Source organism: Nonomuraea bangladeshensis, from assembly GCF_039529455.1.
GTDB classification, from domain to species: Bacteria; Actinomycetota; Actinomycetes; order Streptosporangiales; family Streptosporangiaceae; genus Nonomuraea; species Nonomuraea bangladeshensis.
In genome coordinates this window covers 20,701-38,873 of the sequence record NZ_BAAAMV010000012.1, presented here as the reverse complement: position 1 = coordinate 38,873, position 18,173 = coordinate 20,701, and the positions used below count along the sequence as shown (strand labels likewise).

Annotated in this window: 15 protein-coding genes; 11 read left to right on the top strand and 4 right to left on the bottom strand. The window is 72.2% G+C overall.

Annotated features, from left to right (window positions below; translation table 11 throughout):
• Positions 1-27: 27 nt before the first annotated feature.
• The 5 genes from ABD292_RS37440 (at position 28) to ABD292_RS37420 (ending at position 5,288) form a co-directional block, all read left to right on the top strand.
• Positions 28-1,167 (top strand): DegT/DnrJ/EryC1/StrS family aminotransferase, encoded by a 1,140-nt coding sequence (locus tag ABD292_RS37440; RefSeq protein ID WP_344215985.1) that lies wholly within the window; start codon positions 28-30, stop codon positions 1,165-1,167.
• Positions 1,168-1,253: 86 nt separating this feature from the next.
• Positions 1,254-2,501 carry an ABC transporter substrate-binding protein gene (locus tag ABD292_RS37435; protein WP_344215983.1) on the top strand — a complete coding sequence of 416 codons (1,248 nt, stop codon included), beginning with the start codon at positions 1,254-1,256 and terminating at the stop codon, positions 2,499-2,501.
• A gap of 70 nt (positions 2,502-2,571) precedes the next feature.
• On the top strand, positions 2,572-3,414 hold the full coding sequence (locus tag ABD292_RS37430) for a carbohydrate ABC transporter permease (protein WP_344215981.1): 843 nt from the start codon (positions 2,572-2,574) through the stop codon (positions 3,412-3,414).
• On the top strand, positions 3,411-4,277 hold the full coding sequence (locus tag ABD292_RS37425) for a carbohydrate ABC transporter permease (protein WP_344215979.1): 867 nt from the start codon (positions 3,411-3,413) through the stop codon (positions 4,275-4,277). The genes ABD292_RS37430 and ABD292_RS37425 overlap by 4 nt, the downstream gene beginning before the upstream one ends.
• Positions 4,278-4,340: 63 nt before the next feature.
• The gene (locus ABD292_RS37420) at positions 4,341-5,288 is read left to right on the top strand and encodes a dihydrodipicolinate synthase family protein (protein WP_344215977.1); all 948 of its coding nucleotides are present in this window, start codon (positions 4,341-4,343) and stop codon (positions 5,286-5,288) included.
• Here the strand turns inward: ABD292_RS37420 and ABD292_RS37415 are convergent.
• From ABD292_RS37415 to ABD292_RS37405, 3 genes are read right to left on the bottom strand one after another with little or no spacing between them, the layout of a single operon-like run.
• A complete protein-coding gene (locus ABD292_RS37415) occupies positions 5,232-7,172 on the bottom strand; it encodes a ligand-binding sensor domain-containing protein (RefSeq protein WP_344215975.1) in 1,941 nt (646 codons plus the stop codon). The two genes, ABD292_RS37420 and ABD292_RS37415, sit on opposite strands and share 57 nt — an antisense overlap.
• The gene (locus ABD292_RS37410; protein ID WP_344215973.1) at positions 7,169-7,945 is read right to left on the bottom strand and encodes an amidohydrolase family protein; all 777 of its coding nucleotides are present in this window, start codon (positions 7,943-7,945) and stop codon (positions 7,169-7,171) included. Before ABD292_RS37410 ends, ABD292_RS37415 begins: the two co-directional genes overlap by 4 nt.
• Positions 7,942-8,667 (bottom strand): amidohydrolase family protein, encoded by a 726-nt coding sequence (locus ABD292_RS37405; RefSeq protein ID WP_344215970.1) that lies wholly within the window; start codon positions 8,665-8,667, stop codon positions 7,942-7,944. Before ABD292_RS37405 ends, ABD292_RS37410 begins: the two co-directional genes overlap by 4 nt.
• 82 nt (positions 8,668-8,749) lie before the next feature.
• Between ABD292_RS37405 and ABD292_RS37400 the strand changes: the two genes are divergently transcribed.
• The 5 genes from ABD292_RS37400 (at position 8,750) to rph (ending at position 15,869) form a co-directional block, all read left to right on the top strand.
• A complete protein-coding gene (locus ABD292_RS37400) occupies positions 8,750-10,756 on the top strand; it encodes an outer membrane protein assembly factor BamB family protein (RefSeq protein ID WP_344215968.1) in 2,007 nt (668 codons plus the stop codon).
• 196 nt (positions 10,757-10,952) lie between these two features.
• Positions 10,953-11,363, top strand: coding sequence for a hypothetical protein (locus ABD292_RS37395; protein ID WP_344215966.1), 411 nt, complete (start codon positions 10,953-10,955; stop codon positions 11,361-11,363).
• Positions 11,364-11,401: 38 nt separating this feature from the next.
• On the top strand, positions 11,402-12,550 hold the full coding sequence (locus tag ABD292_RS37390) for a sensor histidine kinase (RefSeq protein WP_344215964.1): 1,149 nt from the start codon (positions 11,402-11,404) through the stop codon (positions 12,548-12,550).
• Positions 12,547-13,212, top strand: coding sequence for a response regulator transcription factor (locus tag ABD292_RS37385; RefSeq protein WP_344215962.1), 666 nt, complete (start codon positions 12,547-12,549; stop codon positions 13,210-13,212). The genes ABD292_RS37390 and ABD292_RS37385 overlap by 4 nt, the downstream gene beginning before the upstream one ends.
• A 119-nt stretch (positions 13,213-13,331) precedes the next feature.
• Complete coding sequence (gene rph, locus ABD292_RS37380; RefSeq protein ID WP_344215960.1) at positions 13,332-15,869, top strand: rifamycin-inactivating phosphotransferase; 2,538 nt, start codon at positions 13,332-13,334, stop codon at positions 15,867-15,869.
• Here the strand turns inward: rph and ABD292_RS37375 are convergent.
• Positions 15,848-16,795 carry a LysR family transcriptional regulator gene (locus tag ABD292_RS37375; RefSeq protein WP_344215958.1) on the bottom strand — a complete coding sequence of 316 codons (948 nt, stop codon included), beginning with the start codon at positions 16,793-16,795 and terminating at the stop codon, positions 15,848-15,850. The genes rph and ABD292_RS37375 overlap by 22 nt on opposite strands.
• Before the next feature lie 127 nt (positions 16,796-16,922).
• On the opposite strand from ABD292_RS37375, the gene ABD292_RS37370 reads away from it, so the two are divergent.
• Positions 16,923-18,161 carry an MFS transporter gene (locus ABD292_RS37370; RefSeq protein ID WP_344215956.1) on the top strand — a complete coding sequence of 413 codons (1,239 nt, stop codon included), beginning with the start codon at positions 16,923-16,925 and terminating at the stop codon, positions 18,159-18,161.
• Positions 18,162-18,173: the final 12 nt, after the last annotated feature.

Genomic DNA, 18,173 nt, shown 5'->3' with positions numbered 1-18,173 from the left:
TATCCGGTGACCCTGCACTTTCCCAACATGGCCGAACCCGCGGGCCGCACCCTCGGCGACGAGGAGCTCGCGGCGCTGGAGCGGGTGATCCGCTCCGGCATGCTCAACTCCGTCTGGGGGAGGGAGGCGCGAGCGCTCGAACGCGAGGTCGCGGAGCTGTACGGCTCCCGCCACGCGATCGCGTGCTCCTCCGGCACCGCGGCCCTCCACCTGTCGGTCGTGGCGGCGGCGCCGGATCCCGGTGACGAGATCATCACGACGCCGATCACGGACTTCGGGACAGTGGCCCCTATCTTGGCGCAGAACGCGGTTCCTGTCTTCGCCGACGTGGATCCGTCCGACGGCAACCTCGATCCCGACGCGGTGGCCGCGCTCATCGGGCCGCGTACCCGCGCCATCATGGTGGTTCACCTGTTCGGCGCGCCCGCCCGGGTCGGCGAGCTGCGCCGGCTGGCCGACCGGCACGGGCTGACGCTCATCGAGGACTGCGCGCAGGCATGGCTGACCGAGCTGCCCGGCGGCCGGTACGCCGGGACCGCGGGCCACGTCGGCACGCTGAGCCTGCAGCAGTGGAAGCACATCACCTGCGGCGACGGCGGCCTGACGCTCACCGACGACGACGAGCTGGCCAGACGGATGCGGCTGTTCGCGGACAAGGGATGGGACCGCGCCGCGGGCCGTTCGCACGAGAGCCTCGGCCTCAATTACCGGATGACCGAGCTGCAGGCGGCGGTCGCCCGCGCCCAGCTCGCGAAGCTGCCCGGGGTCGTCGAGTCCAGACGCCGCACGGCCGCCGAGCTGATCGCGGCCCTGCGCGCGCTCGACCTGGGCCTCGGGCTGCCGCGGCCGGACGGGCACGCGTGGTGGCTGTTCCCGATCGTCCTGCCCGGCGGCGGCGCGGCCGGGCTGGCCGCGCACCTGAGCGCGGCCGGGGTCCCCGCGCGGGCCGGCTATCTGCGCGAACCGCTCAACCACGCCCCGCTGTGGGACGGGCCGATCTACGGCTCCTCGCGCTACCCCTTGCGGGACTACCGTCCCGCCCCATGCCCGGAGGCCGAACGGCTGGTCGCGGCCACGCTGCTCACCGTCGAATGGAACGAGCACTACACGTCCGAGCACGTCAAGGTCATCGCGGAGGCCGTGGCGGACTACTCCGCCCGGGCCTAGTTACGTTCATGTATCAGGCATTGACCGGGCCATCCCCCCATCACTAGGTTTCGGTCAGGACCGGTATTCAGGAAAGGAAGCCGCCGATGAGAAAGCTAGCGGCAGCAGGCATAGCGGTCGCCCTCACCGTCGTGACCGGCGCGTGCGGATCCGGTGGCTCGGGCTCGGACAAGAGCACGGTGACGCTCTGGATGTACCCCGTGATCTCGGACCAGGCCAAGAACAAGGCGTTCTGGGACAAGGTCGAGAAGGACTTCGAGGCCAAGAACCCCTCGATCGACGTGACGATCGACCAGCAGCCCTGGGACAGCCGCCAGGAGAAGGTCACCACGGCCCTGGCCTCCAGGAAGGGCTTCGACCTCACCCTGCTCGGCCCGGACCAGATCCCGCAGTTCGCCGGGCAGGGCACGCTGGAGCCCGTGGACGACGTGGTCGCGGCGAACAAGAGCGGCTATCTGCCCAACGCCCTCACCGCCCTCAGCGTGAACGGCAAGCTCTACGGCGTGCCCATCTACCAGACGATCACCGCCCCCATCTACAACAAGAAGCTCTTCGCCGACGCGGGCGTCACGAAGGTGCCGGAGACGCTGGAGGAGCTGAAGGAGGCCGCCCCCAAGCTGGCCGCCAACAAGGTCGCCGTCCTCGACTACCCGGGCAAGCCGGAGATCTCGCTCAACCAGAGCTTCTACCCGATCCTGTGGGCCAACGGCGGCTCGGTGTTCTCCCCCGACGGCAAGAGCGTGACCGTCAACAACGAGCAGGGCGTCGCGAGCCTGCAGTTCCTGCTCGACCTCAAGGCGCTCGGCGGCCTGCCGCAGAACACCGCCAGCAAGGGCAACGACATCGAGGGCGGCGCGCTCGCCGGTGGCAAGACCGCCATGTACCACGCGGCCACGGCGCTCAACGCCGTACAGCTCGGCGCCGCCATCGGCGCGGAGAACGTCGGCGTCGGCCTGCCGCTGGAGGGGACCAAGCGGGTGGCGTTCGGCATCCCCGGCGGCCTGGTCCTCGCCAAGCACTCCGAGAACAAGGACGCGGCCAGGAAGCTCGCCGCCTACATCTCCTCCCCGGAGGTCGCCGGCGAGCTGGCCAAGGAGTCCGGCTTCTTCTCCGCGCGCACCGACGTGACGATCCCCGGCCAGTCGGAGATCTCCAAGGAGTTCGCCAAGTCGCTGCAGTACGCCTTCCCCGGCGACACCCACCCCAAGGCCCGCCAGGTCATGGCGATGGTCGCGGCCCACATCCAGGCGGCGCTGATCGGCAAGGAGGACGCCAAGACGGCCCTCGACGCCGCCGCCAAGGAGGCCGACGAACTGCTGGCCAGCGGTGGCTGAGGCGACCCGGGCCCGCTCCGGCGGGCCCCTCCAGGCAAGACGGGACCGACGAGGGCGCCTGCGTGACCCGATGACGGGGCTGCTGTTCGTGCTCCCGATGCTCGTGCTGTTCCTGATCTTCAAGATCTTCCCGACGCTCGGGGCGGCGGGCATGAGCCTGACGAACTGGAGCATCGGCGGCGACTGGAGCTTCGTCGGCGCCGACAACTACGCGCGGCTCGTGAACGACCCGAACTTCTGGTCGAGCCTGCGGGCCACGCTGGTCTACACCGTGATCTACGTGCCGCTCGTCATGGCCGTCTCGCTCGGCAGCGCCCTGCTGCTCAACAGCATCATCTTCATGCGCGGGCTGTTCCGCGGCATCCTCTTCCTGCCGTACGTGACCAGCTTCGTCTTCGCCGGCATCATCTGGCGGTGGATCTACGAGTTCGACGGCCTGCTCAACGGCGTGCTGGCCAAGCTCGACCTCGGGCCCGTCGCCTTCATGGAACGCATGGAGCTGGTGCTGCCCGCCCTGGCTCTCGTCTCCTGCTGGAAGGGCTTCGGCTACTCCATGCTGATCCTGCTGGCGGGGCTGAAGGCCATCCCCGGCTCCTATCTGGAGGCGGCCAAGGTCGACGGCGCCGGCCCCTGGCAGCGTTTCCGCGGCATCACCCTGCCCCTGCTCAAGCCGGCGATCTTCTTCGTCCTGATGATCGAGACCATCGCCTCGTTCCAGGTCTTCGACACGATCTACGTGATGACCGGCGGCGGGCCCGCCAAGGCCAGCTACACCCTCATCTACGGCATCTTCGAACGCGGCTTCAGGTTCTGGGAGTTCGGCTACGCGGCGACCTGGGGGATGGTGCTCTTCGCCATCGTGCTGGTCGTCTCGCTGATCCAGCGCCGGTTCGTCGGCAAGGAGAACGCATGACGTTGACGGCCACGCGCCCCGCCGTCCAGAACCGGCCGGCCGTCGAGCGCCCTCGCCGCCGCCACGGACGGCGGTGGCCGCTCTACACGCTGCTCGCGCTCATGTCGCTGCTGACGCTCGGCCCGTTCGCCGCGATGATCATCGTGGCGCTGTCGCCCCGGGGGAAGCCGACCGTGCCGGCGCAGTGGCCGGACTCGCTCACCTTCGACAACATCACGCAGGTGCTGAGCGCGTCCGGGTTCGCCGAGTGGACGCTCAACTCGCTGGTCTACTCGGGCGTGTCGGTGGCGGTCATCCTGCTCACCGCGTCGATGGCCGGCTACGCGTTCGCCAAGAAGCGCTTCCCCGGCCGCGACACCATCCTGTGGACGTTCCTCGCCACCATGATGGTGCCGTTCCAGGCCACGCTCATCCCGCTGTACGTGCTCGTCTCCGACCTCGACGGCGTCGACACCTTCTGGGGGCTGATCGTGCCGACGCTGGCCAACTCCCAGGCGGTCTTCCTGATGCGGCAGTTCATCCTGGGCCTGCCCGACGAGCTGTTCGACGCCGCCAAGGTCGACGGGGCCTCGGAGCTGCGCGTCTACTGGACGATCGTGGTGCCGCTGACCAAGCCGATCCTGGCCACCCTCGGCGTGTTCGTCTTCCTGTGGCACTGGAACGACTTCCTGTGGCCGCTGGTGATCTCGCAGAGCGACGCCACGCGGACGCTGACCGTCGGGCTGACGGTGCTGAAGACGGAGGAGCTGCAGTGGTCGATGCTGATGTCCTCCGCCGCCGTCTCGGCGGTGCCGTGCCTGGTGGTCTTCTTCCTGCTGCAGCGCTACCTGGTCAACAGCATCGCGATGACCGGCCTGAAGTGACCGGCTCCCCCTCGCGCGGATGAACGGCCTACTCTGGTCGCCCTGATACGTGAGGGAGCGAGCATGAGCATGCCGATCGACGCGCGGGCCGCCGGGTTGCGCGACCGCCTGCGCGGGAGCCTGGCCGCCGCGGCGCTGACGCCGATGACCCCGGCGGGGGAGGTGGACCTCGACATCGCGGAGGAGTACTTCCTGCGGCTGGTCGCCTCGGGCGCCGGCGCCCTGGCCGTGCTCGCCCACACCGGCCGCGGGCCCTTCCTGTCCGCGGAGGTGCGGGCCGGCCTGATCGTACGCGCCCGCCGGGCGGGCGTCCCCGTGATCGTCGGCGTCGGCTCTTCTGAGGGCGGGGCGGTCGCGGACGCGCGGATGGCGGCCGAGCTGGGCGCCGACGGGGTGCTGGTGTTCCCGGAGCCGGGGGACCGGGTGGCGCTGCACGAGGCGGTGTGGTCGGCGGCCGGGCTGCCGATGATCGCCTTCGACCTCTACACGAACCCGTGCCCGCCCGCCACGCTGCGCCGCATCCTGGACCTGCCCGGCGTGGCCGGACTGAAGACGGCGCTGCTGTCGGACGCGATGGGCTGCCAGGAGACGATCGCGCTCACCCGCGAGGCCGGCCGGCTGGCGATCACCGGCGAGGACCGCATGTTCGGTCCGTCGCTGCTGTGGGGCGCGGAGGCGGCGCTGGTGGGCGTCGCGGCCGCGTCGGTGGGGACGACGGCGGCCGTGCTGCGCGCGTTCGAGGGCGCGGACCTGCGCGGTTTCGAGCAGGCGTCCGCGCGGCTGGACCGGCTGGCGGCGGCCACGTTCACGGCTCCGATGGAGGGCTACGTCCAGCGCATGGCGTGGCTGGCCGCGGCCGAGGGGCTCATCCCCGGGAGCCACGCCCACGACCCGTACGGGCCGGGGCTCCCGGACGGCGAGCGCGCCCGGGTGCTCGCGGCCGCCGCGTGGCCGTCAGATCGCGACGCGGATGAGGTTGCGTCCCTTGAGCGCGTAGAGCGCCTTGCGTGACGGGTCGATGTTGATCCTGGAGCCGCCGCCGAACCAGTCGCTTGCCAGGCCCGTCACGAGCTTCTCCGAGGTGAGGCGCGCCAGGTCGATCCGGTAGACGGCGTCCTCGTCGCTGGTGTAGGCGTACCGGCCGGCGAGCACCAGGTCGCCGCCCCGGTCGCACACCTTCAGCGTGCGGGTGACCTTGCGGCGGAGCAGGTCGTACTCGAACAGCACGCCCGTGTCGGTGATCCCGTACAGGGCGAGCGGGGTGTTCTTGAGGCTCGTGACGGCCTTCGCGCCGGCCACCGGCTCGATCTCCCACTTCACCCGCCGGGTACGCAGGTCGAACGCCGCCAGCCTGGCCGTGGACGTCACCGGCGGCGCGCCCAGCCCCTCCTGGATGCTGGTGCCCAGGTAGACGGTGCCGAGCAGGGCGGTCAGCGAGAACACGGTCTGGCGCTCGACCACCGGCCGGTAGGTGTCGAGCCGGCCGGTGCGCGGGTCGTACACGTCGAGCGCGCCGTTCTGGTGCCCCGGCTCCGGCTGGGTGGACATCACGATCAGCCCGGTGAGCTGGTCGTGGACCAGGTCCTTGGGCCGGTCCTGGCTCTGGCCGGTGCGGAAGAGCAGCTTGGCCTCGGCGTCGCCGGCGCGGTGGGAGTAGAGGGCGGCCTGGGTGTAGACGCCGAGGTAGGTGGTGTCCTTGACGGTCATGATGGTCTTGGGCTCGCCGGCGATGGTAAGCCGGGTGACCTGGCGGGTGGCCAGGTCGTGGATGTCGCAGCCGCCCTTGCCGCCGACGTAGACGCGCCTGCCGTCGCTGTGCACCGACATCGGCTCCTCGGGCGCGGCCTTGAAGCCCTTCTGCACGTGGCTGACGTAGTCGATCGCGCCCGTGGCCGGGTCGTAGACGAAGACGCCGGGGTCCTGGACGCCGTAGATGCGCCCGCCGTGCTCCAGGATGCGGACGGTCGCCGCCTCGGGGAAGGGCACGCCCAGCACCTCGTACGCGCCGCTCTCCAGGTGGTAGCGGTAGAAGGTCCCGGACGGGCGGCCGGCGAAGTAGACGTAGCCGTCGTGGATCAGCACCGAGACGATGTACTTCTCGCCCGGTGCGGTGGCCTTGACGACCTTGTACGCGGCCGGGTCCGCCTTCTCCAGCACGAGCAGCTCGGCCAGCGAGTTCATGCCGCCCGCGATGTGCGTGTCGCTGATCGACATGCTCGACACCCAGTCGCGGTCGGCGACCTCGGCGGGCAGCAGGTCGCGGGTCTCGCCGGTCGCCCGGTCGATCGCGACGAGGTGGGCGTTGGTGCCGACGCCGGCGTACACGTGGGTGGCGTCGGCCTGGATGCTGCGGACGTAAGGCTCGCCGGGGGCGGGCTGGCCGAGGTCGCGGCTGGCGCCGGTGGCGGGGTCGTACTCGAGGACGCGGCCGGGCTGCGAGGTGCCCATGTAGACCTTGCCGTCGGGGGAGGCGGCCATGGTCCAGATGTAGTCGTCGGAGTAGCGCTCCAGCAGCGTCGTGGTGCCGGTCAGCGTGTCGATCCTGTAGAGGTCGGAACGGGTGTGGGTGGCGACGTAGACGTCGGTGCCGACCTTGCACATCGCCCAGATGCCCACGCCGGTGGGGATGTCGAAGTGCGCCGTGACCTTGTCCTGCCCCAGGTCCCAGGCGCCCACGACGTTCGGCGCGAGGCCGCGTGAGCCCAGGTAGAGCACGTCGCCGACGAACTCGGCGTTGCCCAGGGGACTGGCCACGCTGGCCGGGCCCAGGTCGGTGATCGTGCCCGGCTTCTCGCGGGCGGCGGCCGTCGCGGGGGAGGCGGGCAGGACGGCCGCGCCCGCCGAGACGGCGGCGGAGGCGGCTGCGGCTTGGAGGAAACGGCGGCGAGGGATCATGCGCTGGTCACTCCTTGTGAGGGGTCGCCGCACGCTATAACGGGCCGGGCCGTAATGTCCAGCCTGAAGAGCCGTACGGCGTTCCGCCACGCGACCAGCTCGGCCGTCTCCTCGTCCAGGCCCGCCGCCGCCACCGCGCCGAACGCCGAGGCCGGATCGATGAGGGTCGAGTCGGTGCCGAAGAGCAGCCGCTCGGGGTCCACCGCCGCCGCGACCTGCGCGACCCGGCCGGCGGGGGCGTGGGAGTAGCACGGTTCGAGGTAGAGGCGGTCGCAGCCGGCGGCCGCCTCGACGGCGAACGCGTGGCCGTCGGCGCCCATGTGCCCGGCGATGACCCGCAGGCCCGGCGTGTCCCGGCAGACCTCGGCCAGGTCCAGCACCGTGGCGCCCCACGTGTGGACGAGCGCGGGCACCCCGGCCTCGGCGACCATGGCCAGCGCCTCGCGCGTCTGGGGCGAGGAGGCGGGGGACCGGGTGTAGTCGGTGTGGATCTTGACGCCCACGAACCTGCCGGTGGGCAGGTACGCGCGCAGGTCCCGCTCGGCGTCGGCGAGTCTGCGGGGGTTGACGGTGACGTACCCGAGGTGGCGGTCCTGGGTCTCCAGCCAGGCGGCCAGCGCCCGGTTGCCCGCGGGCGCGTCGTAGATCACCGCTTCGGTGGCCGAGACGATCGACAGGTCGATGCCGTACCGGTCCATGGCGCTGACGTTGGCGGCGGCCACGTCCATGGTGAAGAACCAGGGGCCCCAGTGGGCGTGCACATCGATGATCATCCGAGCAGCCTCCTCGCGTTGCCGCCCGCGACGGCGGCGATCTCCTCCGGCTTCAGCCCGCTGGTCGCCAGGCGCAGCAGGGGGACGACCGGCTCGTAGTGCGGGGTGCGCGAGCCGAAAAGGAGCCGGTCGGGCGGCACGCTCTCCAGCGCGTCGGGCGAGTTCAGCAGGCGCGTCGAGGTGTGGAAACCGGGCTCGTCGGCGGCGAGGACGAGGAAGTCGCCCAGGTGGTAGAAGTGCGTGTCCAGGAAGACCACGGTGGCGTCCAGGCCGGCGAACGGCTGCCAGAAGCGCCGCACGTCGCCCCCGGTCAGCACGACGAGGCCGAGCTGCGCCGCCTTTCTGGCCACGTGGCGCACCGAGGGGAAGCCCGCCTCCACGCCCTGCTCGTCGGGGAAGAGCCTGACGCCCCTGACCCCGGCCTCGGCCAGCCGGTCCATCTCGCGTACGGCGCCGACGGGGTCGCGCAGATCCACGGCCCCGATGGGGGCCACCGGGCCGTCCAGTGCCAGGACCTCGTCGTTGCCCGAGCGCACGTCGAACAGCGCGGCCCGCAGGGACGCGACCGCGCCCGCCCGGATGCGGTGCGCGGCCAGCCTGTCGAGCACGGCGGCGGGCGTGCCCGGCGGGCCGTCGCGGTCGGGATAGGCGCCGACCAGGACGTCCACGTCGAGGCTCACCTCAAGGTCCCCGATCAGCTTGCTCGCGTCGAAAGCCGTCACAACCGCCTCCATTGACTTCTCAGGCTCAGCACATTACGGTCTGGGCCAAAATTGGGCAACACGCTCTTGTGGAGGTGCGGCCGTGCCGCGCAGACCCCTCGCCATCCCCGCCGCCCTGGCCGTCCTGGCCGCCGGCCTGCTCCTACCCGTGTCCCCGGCCCAGGCGGCCGCCCCGGCGCAACCGTCCACGTGCGACGCGCCACGGGTGGAGACCTTCGGCCCCGCGTCCATGACCGGCGCCATCGTGGGCGCCACCGTCCACCAGGACAAGGCCTACGTCGTCACCCGCGGCCAGAAGCCGCCCGTCCTGGCCGAGCTCGACCTGAACACCCGCACGGTCGTCAGGAGCGTGCGCCTGCCCGACGCCCCGGCCGCCGGGGAGCCGGAGGGCGGCTGGGCCACCGCCGTGGCCGGCGGCAAGGTCTACGTCGGCACCTACCCCGTGCCCGACCTGTACCGGTTCGACCCGTCCACCGGCGAGGTGGCGCACCTGGCCTCGTTCGGCAAGAACGGCGGCTACATCTGGTCGCTGGCCGCCGCCCCCGACGGCACGATCTACGTCGGCACCTACCCCGACGGCCGGGTCAGGGAGTACAACCCCGCCACCGGCGCCGTACGCGACTTCGGCGTGCTGGCCACCGGCGAGCGCTACGTCAGGGCGCTCGCCGCCGACGCCGACAACGTCTACGCGGGCCTGCTCGACAAGGGCAAGCTCATGGCGATCAACCGGGCGACCGGCGCCGTCAAGGAGCTGGCCCAGGGGACGACCGGCATCTCGGTGGTCGTCGAGCACGGCGACCGGATCCTCGCGGTGAGCGGCCAGACCCTCATCGACGTGCGCAAGGACGGCACCGACGCCAGGAACGTCCCCCTCGGCTCGATCAGCAGCCTCGACGCGCTCACCGTGGCCCCGGACGGGACCGTCTACGGCACCTCCCGCCCCGACGGCGCCGTCTACCGCTACCGCACCGGCGACAGCGCCCCCACCAGGATCGCCGACCCGCCCTCCCAGGACGACGAGACCCGGCGGCTCGCGCTGACCGGCGACGGCGCCCTCGTCGGGTTCTCGGGCAGCGGCGGCATGTGGTCGCTCGACCTGGACACCGGGCGCTCGGCCTTCACCGACCTGATCGAGGCCGGCCTGCCGGCGGGCGCGGAACGCCCGCAGAGCATGCTGCTGGTGCCCAACCGCGCCCTGTACGTGGGCGGCCACTTCTTCATGGACGTCCGCGACCTGCGCACCGGCAAGCAGCGCCGCTTCCGCGTCCCCGGAGAGCCCAAGGACCTCGTGCGCCGCGGCGACAAGATCTACGCCGCCGTCTACCCCAGCGGGAACATCATCTCCATCGACCTGCGCACCGACGAGGTCCGCAGCCTCGGCTACCTGGGACACGGCCAGCAGCGCCCCTGGGACATCGAGTACGACGCCGTACGCGACAAGCTGCTGGTCGCCTCCGCCCCGCTGGGCGCCGAGCTGGACGGCGCCCTGTCGATCGTCGATCCCCGCACCGGCCACATCGACGTCTACAAGGGCGTCATCCCCGGCCAGAGCCTGATGAGCCTGTCGCTGGACGAGCGCAAGGGCGTCGTGTACCTCGGCGGCGACGTGCTCGGCGGCGGCGGCACCCCGCCGGTGCACACCACGGCGTCGGTCGCGGCCTTCGACCTGCGGACCCGTACCGTGCTGTGGCAGACGGACCCGGTCGCCGGCTACCGCACCTTCCAGGACATCAAGGTGCACGACGGGCTCCTCTACGGCGTCTACAAGCGCAACTCCGGCGCCTGGATCGCCCTCGACCTCGCCACGAAGACGGTCAAGCACCAGGGAACCCTGTCCGGCTACGGCGAGCTGACCGTCCACCGCGGCCGGGTGTTCGTCAGCACGTTCTTCGGCGGAGGCAACGCCTACGAGCTGAGCGACACGGCCACCCACCTGGCCACCGGGCTGGGAGACGACTGGTACACCAACCCGCAGCTCCACTTCGAGCCCGGCTCCTGGAAGGCCTGGGCGCTGAGCGGCCGGCACCTGGCCAGGATCGACCTGAACCCGCGCTGCCCCCTGCTCACCGTCACCCCGCCCCAGAGCTGACGACGCCCCTTCCGAGGCGGAACGTCCGGAGCCTCCCAGCCCCGGACGTTCCGCCTTGCTGATGCCTACACCCTTCGGTGCAAGGCGTACAGCGAACGGTGCAGGGTCAAGTGACGGTCATCGGACGACGCGCTCCCGATGCGTCCGGCCTAACGTTTCTCGTCGTCACAACCGGATGAGGACTGAAGGAGCCGCCATGAGCAAGAGAGTGCTGACCGTGGTCGCCGGGCTGAGCCTGACAGCCGGCCTGCTGGGATCGGCCGGCGCCCAGGCCGGCACCGCCGGCCAGGTCGCCGCTGCGACGGCCGCGCCGAAGCCGCCGAAGGGCGCCAGGGCGGTGGTGCGGGTCAGCCCGAACCCCACCACCCGGCGCGGCCAGGAGGTGACGATCACCGGTCACTGCGGCGGCGGCGAAGGGCTCAAGGCCGTGCTCGCCGGGCTCGACAGGAAGCACCCGGTGCTGCGGAACGTCCGCATCGTCGAGGACGATCCGAAGGGGTTCGTGGCCAAGGCGACCCTCGCGTCCACGATCGGCAACGGCGTCGGTCCCGTTTTCGTCGACTGCGGCGGCGAGGCGGGCGTGACCCTCCTGGTCACCCACGTCTGATCCGGACCCGTCACCCTTCGCCGAGAAAGAGCCTCCGCATGGCCGAGTCGTCCCCCCGACGTGAACCCGCGCCCGTCCGGCACCTCGCCTGGATCGTCGACATCACGCTCGCCGTCCTCACCCTGGTCTTCTTCGTCGCCGTGGCGCTCGCCACCGGGGTGCGCAGCCCCTGGCACGGCCCGATTCCCCTCGGGCTGTTCCTCGGCGGGCTCCTGCTGGTCAGACGCCGCTGGCCGATGACCGTGCTGCTGCTGTCGATCGGCGGGATCTTCGTCTATCACCTCGCCGTGCACTGGTCGCCCGCCGGCTGGATCTGGCCGGCCGCGGTCGCCTACTTCACCGCGGCCACCACGTCACGGGTGCGCTGGGTGCCCGTCATCGGGCTGGCCCAGCTGGTCTACTCGGCGGTCGACGCCCGCCGGATCTTGGACATCAACGTGACCCATTACGTGGTCCACGTGGCGGGGGAAGGACTGCTCCTGGCGATCCTCATCGGCGCGGGCGTCACCTACGCCGCCGCGACCCGCTGGCGCGGGCGGCTGCGCGAGACCGACAGCCGCGCGCACGCGGCCGAGGAACGGCTGCGCGTCTCGCACGAGGTGCACGACGTCATCGCCCACACGCTGGCCGTCGTCGGCGTGCAGCTCAACGTCGCCGCCGACGCCCTGGAGGACGACCCGGCAGCGGCCGCCGCCGCGCTGCGCGTGGCCAAGGACGTCAGGAACCGGGCGATGGCCGACCTGCGCTCCCTCGTCACGATCCTGCGTGACGATGCCGGCGGCACCGCGCCCCAGGCGGATCTGGCCTCCTTGGACACCCTCGTCGCCGACGCCCGCGCCGCCGGTCTCGAGGTGACCCTGGACGAGCACGGCGAGCGCGCGGCCGTCCCCGCCATCACCGCCATCGCCGTCCACCGCGTCGTACAGGAGTCCCTCGCCAACACGCTCAAGCACGCGGGGGCGCGCAGGGCCGGGGTGACGATCGGCTACCAGCCCCGCTCGATCACCGTCGAGATCACCGACGACGGCCGCAGCGTTCCGGGCGGCGCCGACGTGGCCGAAGGTCACGGTCTGGCCGGCATGCGCGAGCGGGTGAGCGCGCTCGGGGGCACGCTCACCGCGGGGCCCCTCCCCGGCGGCGGCTTCGCCGTGCGGGCCGACATCCCTGTGGCAGGCTCGACGGCATGACGATCAAGGTGCTCCTCGCCGACGACCAGGCACTCGTACGGGCCGGCTTCCGCAGCCTGCTGGCCCGCTCCCGGGACATCACGGTCGTCGGCGAAGCCCAGGACGGCGACGAAGCCGTACGGCTGGCCGCGAGCACCCGCCCCGACGTCGTGCTCATGGACATCCGCATGCCGGGCACCGACGGGATCGCCGCCACCCGCCGCATCGTCACCGGCCCGGCCGCTCCGGGGTGTCGCGTCATCATCCTGACCACGTTCGACACCGACGAACACGTCTTCGCCGCCCTGCGGGCCGGAGCCAGCGGCTTCCTCACCAAAGAGGTCGAACCCGCCGAGCTCCGCCGGGCGGTCGCCGCCGTCGCCGGCGGGGACGCGCTCCTGTCGCCGGGCGTGACCCGGCGCGTCATCGAGCAGTTCGCCCACCGGCAGGACCTCACGCCCGGCGCCGGGCAACGGCTGGCCGCCCTCACCTCACGGGAACTGGAGACGGTCAGGCTCGTGGCGCTCGGACTCTCCAACCACGAGATCGCCGAGCGCCTCTCCATCAGCCCGCTGACCGCCAAGACCCACATCACCAGGGCCATCGCCAAGCTGGACGTGCGCGACAGGGTCCAACTGGTCATCCTGGCCTACGAGAGCGGCCTGATCAGGCCCGGCGCGTGACATCCGCGCGGCTCGTTCCACTTTCACTCTATAGCAGATCACCACCCCTCATGAGAAGCCAAAAAGTGCTCCATACTTGCCCGTTGCGTACCGACCCGACGAACGATGGAGCGAACGAAGTGGGCTACGTGCTGGGTTTCGCGCAGATCGACTCGACCAACCTCGCGGACGTCGGCGGCAAGGGGGTGGGCCTCGGCGAGCTCTCGCGGATCGACGGCGTCCGCGTGCCGGACGGCTTCTGCGTCACGACGGACGCCTTCCGCCGGGTGGTGGCCGCCGCGCCGTCGTTCGGCGACCGGCTCGACCGGCTGTCCCGCGTGGATCCGGACGACCGCGAGGCGATCCGCGTCCTGAGCGCCGAGATCCGCGGCGTCATCGAGGACGTCGCCGTGCCGGAGGACCTCGTGGCGGCGATCGGCGACGCGCTCGACGGGCTCGGGGCGCAGGCCGCGTACGCGGTGCGCTCCAGCGCCACGGCCGAGGACCTGCCGGGCGCGTCCTTCGCCGGGCAGCAGGACTCCTTCCTCGACGTCGTGGGCCTGGCGGAGATCGTCCGGCAGGTCCGGCGGTGCTGGGCGTCGCTGTTCACCGAGCGGGCGGTCACCTACCGGCGGCGCAACGGCTTCGACGACCGCAAGGTGCTGATGGCCGTGGTCGTCCAGCGGATGGTGCACCCGGACGCGGCCGGGGTGCTGTTCACGGCGGATCCCGTGACCTCCAACCGGAAGGTCGCCACGGTGCAGGCCGTCCAGGGGCTCGGCGAGGCGCTCGTCTCCGGCCGGGTCACCGGCGACGTCTACGCGGTGCGCGACGACCAGGTCCGCGCCACGGCGCTCGCCGCCGAGACGCGGCCGATCCTGACGGACGCCCAGGTCGTGGCCCTGGCCCGGCTGGGCCGGCGGATCGAGGCGCACTTCGGCCGCCCCCAGGACATCGAGTGGTGCCTGACCGGCGACGACGTCCACGTCGTCCAGAGCCGGCCGATCACCACGCTGTTCCCCGTCCCGGAGGCCGGCGACGAGGAGAACCACGTCTACGTCTCCGTCGGTCATCAGCAGATGATGACCGACGCGATGAAGCCGCTGGGGCTGTCGGTGTGGCAGCTCACGACGCCACGGCCGATGTACGAGGCCGGCGGGCGGCTGTTCGTCGACGTGGCCGCCCAGCTGGCGACGCCCCGGGGCCGGGAGGGGCTGTTCGCGACCTTGGGCAAGGACGACCCGTGGATGCGGGACGCCCTGCGGACCGTCATCGACCGCGGCGACTTCATCCCCTCGCGGCCTGACGACCCGGCCGCCGCCGCGCCGCCGGTCCCGCCCGCACCGGCCGAGCCCGATCCGGCCGTCGTCGCCGAGCTGATCGAGGCCGACCAGGAGCACCTCGCCACCCTGCGGCGCGCGATCGCGACGCTGTCCGGGCCCGAGCTGCTGGACTTCGTCCTGGCCGACCTCGCCGAGCTGCGGCGCGGCCTGTTCAGCCCGCGCAGCTACCAGGCGATCATGGCGGGCATGGAGGCGTCCTGGTGGCTCAACGACCACCTGGAGACGTGGCTGGGGGAGAAGAACGCCGCCGACGTGCTCACCCAGTCGGTCCCGCACAACGTCACCTCCGAGATGGGGCTGGCGCTCCTCGACGTCGCCGACGCCGTCCGGCCGCACGCCGAGGTCGTGGCGCACCTGCGCCGCGTCGCCGACGAAGGCCGCGAGGGCCCGGACTTCCTGGACGAGCTGGCCGGGCTGCCCGGCGGGCGCGAGGCGCGCGACGCCATCCTGGGCTTCCTCGACGAGTACGGCATGCGCTGCGCGGGCGAGATCGACATCACCCGGACGCGCTGGAGCGAGAACCCCGCCATGCTCGTGCCCACCATCCTCGGCAACGTCAGGAACTTCGAACCGGGCGCCGGCCGGCGGCACTTCGAGCAGGGACTGCAGGAGTCGCGGCGCAAGGAGCAGGACGTGCTGACGCGGCTGCGCGACCTGCCCGACGGGGAGCGCAAGGCGGAGGAGACCAAGCGGATGATCGACCGCGTCCGCGCCTTCACCGGCTACCGCGAATACCCCAAGTACGGCATGATCAGCCGCTACTTCGCGTACAAGCAGGCGTTGCTGCGCGAGGCCGACCGGCTCGTCTCGTCCGGTGTGCTGCGCGAGCGGGACGACGTGTTCTTCCTGCGCTTCGAGGAGTTGCGGGAGGTCGTGCGCACCGGCGAGGCGGACGCCGGGCTCGTCGCGGAGCGGCGGGCGGCGTTCCGGTCGTACGAGACGCTCACCCCGCCCCGGGTCTTCACCTCGGAAGGCGAGGTCGTCACCGGCCGCTACCGGCGGGACGACGTCCCGCCCGGCGCGCTGCCCGGCCTGCCCGCCTCGGCCGGGACCGTCGAGGGCCGGGCCAGGGTCGTCACGGACATGGCGCGGGCCGACCTGGAGGCGGGCGACATCCTGGTCACCGCCTACACCGACCCGAGCTGGACCCCGTTGTTCGTGGCCGCCGCCGGGCTGGTGACGGAGGTGGGCGGCCCCATGACGCACGGGGCGGTGATCGCCCGAGAGTACGGTCTGCCGGCCGTCGTCGGCGTCGAACGGGCCACCGGGCTCATCAGGGACGGGCAGCGGATCCGGCTCAACGGCACCGACGGCTACGTGGAGGTCCTCGACTGATCGGCCGCCCACTCAGGCACCCAGGTCCCGGCCGCGCCGTGGTTCACCGCGGCGGCGAGATGGTCGCGGAGGGTGGCCAGCGCGGGGTGGGGGTTGTCGCGGTGCCACAGGAGCGAGTGCGGGTAGACCGGCACGGGATCGGTCACCGGGATGCGGCGCAGCCCGTGACCGGCGGGCCAGACGAGCCGGGTGTGCCCGCCCATGAACGTGGCCAGCGCCGGGGTGTCGGCGATCGTGTCGAGCAGCACGTCGGAGCCGAAGTTGGGGCCGGTCGCCTCGATGGTGAGGCCGAACGCGGCGACCAGGTCGTCGTAGTAGGCGGCCCACTCGGTGCCGGGAGCGAGGCCGGGCATCCAGATCCGGTGCCCGGCGAGCCGGGCCGGAGGCACCGAGCGGGCGGAGGCCAGCGCGTGCTCGGGCCCGGTGAGGAGTTCGAGCGGCTCGTCGAGCACCCGTACGGACACGAGGTCCTCCGGGAGCGGCCGGCCGGGCGCGTTCACGGCGCGGAAGGACGCGTCGATCGTGCCGGACCGGAGGGCGGCGACGGCCGCGTCGATGTCGTGCAGCATCACCACGCCGAGCTCGATCTCGGGGTGGGCCTGGTGGAAGGCGCGCATCAGGCCCGACTGCGCGCTGCGCGAGGTGATCACGTCGACGCGCAGCGGCCGGCTGCCGGTCCGCACCGACCCTGCCGCGCGCTCGGCGACCCGCAGCAGCTCGCGGGCGTGGGGCAGGAACGCCTGCCCGTCGATGGTGAGCACGGCGCCGCGCGGCGTCCGGGTGAACAGCCGGACGCCGAGGTCGCGTTCCAGCGCGGCGACGCGCTTGGAGACGGCCTGCTGGGTGATCGCCAGCTCGGCGGCGGCCTCCTGGAACTGGCCCGCGTCGGCGGCGGCGACGAAGGTCCGTACGGTGTCGAGATCCACGCCGACACCCTAGCGGTACAACCGCCGGTTGTGGCTGAGCCGATCCGGGTTGTTTGATCCCCTGCTCCGTCGCACGCTTTGATGCTCCTCGATCACGGATCGGTTGTGGAGACGAGGAGCGTGGAGCATGCGGAGCGGGCATCGGCTGGGGCGGGACTTCGGGTGGCTCTGGGCAGCGTACGGGACCAGCGCCCTCGGCACCTGGCTGGCCTTCGGCGCGTTCCCGCTGATCGCCGTCCAGGTGCTGCACGCGGGGCCGGCGGAGGTCGCCGCGCTGTCCGCCGCCGGGGCGGCCGTGGGCGCGGCCGTGGCGGTGCCGCTCGGCCCGTGGGTGGAGTTCCGGCACAAACGGCCGGTGCTGATCGGGATGGACCTGGCGCGGTTCGCGGCGTTGCTCACGATCCCGGCCGCGTACGCGCTCGGCGTCCTCACCTTCGCCCAGCTCCTGCTGGTCTCGGTCGTGTCCGCGGCGGCCGACATCACCTTCCGCGCCGCGTCCGGCGCGTACCTGAAGACGCTGCTGCCGGCCGGGGACCTGCTCGTCGCCAACGCCCGCTTCGAGTCCACGTCCTGGACGACCACGATCGTCGGGCCGCCGCTCGGCGGCGCGGCGATCGGGCTGCTCGGCCCGGTGGCGACGGTGCTGGCCGACGCGGTCAGCTACCTGCTGTCGGCGCTCGGCATCCGCGCGATCGGCGGCCGTGAGCCGAGCCCCGAGCCGCGGCCGGCCGCGCGCCTGCGGGCCGGGGACCTGCTCGACGGCTGGCGGCACATCCTCGCCGACGCCACGCTGCGGCCGCTGTTCTTCAACACCGCCCTGTTCAACGGCCTGGTGATGGCCATCGACGCGCTGCTCGCCGTCCTGATGCTCGGCGAGCTCGGGTTCGCGCCGTGGCAGTACGGCCTCGCCTTCGCCGTGCCCGCGATCGGCGGGCTGTTCGGCGCGCGGCTGGCCCGGCCGCTCGTCGCCCGGTTCGGGCAGCACCGGGTGCTGGTCGCGTCCGGTGTGCTGCGCGCGCTCTGGCCCGCCGGCCTCGCCTTCGTGGGGCCGGGCACCGGGGGACTGGTCCTGGTCATGGCCGTCGAGCTGGGGCTCATCTTCTGCTGCGGGGTCTTCAACCCCGTCCAGGCCACCTGCCGTCTCGAACGCACCCCGTCCGGCCGGGTCACCCGCACGCTGTCGGCCTGGACGGTGACGACCCGGGCCTCGACCGCGCTCCTGACCGCCGTCTGGGGGGTGCTGGGCGGCCTGCTCGGCCCGCGTCCGGCCATCGCCCTGGCCGGCGTGCTGCTGCTGGCGACCCCGCTGCTGCTTCCCCGGCGCGCCGCCGCGCCCTCGCCCGACCCGGCCTCCCACCTGGCCTGACCCCATCCGAGA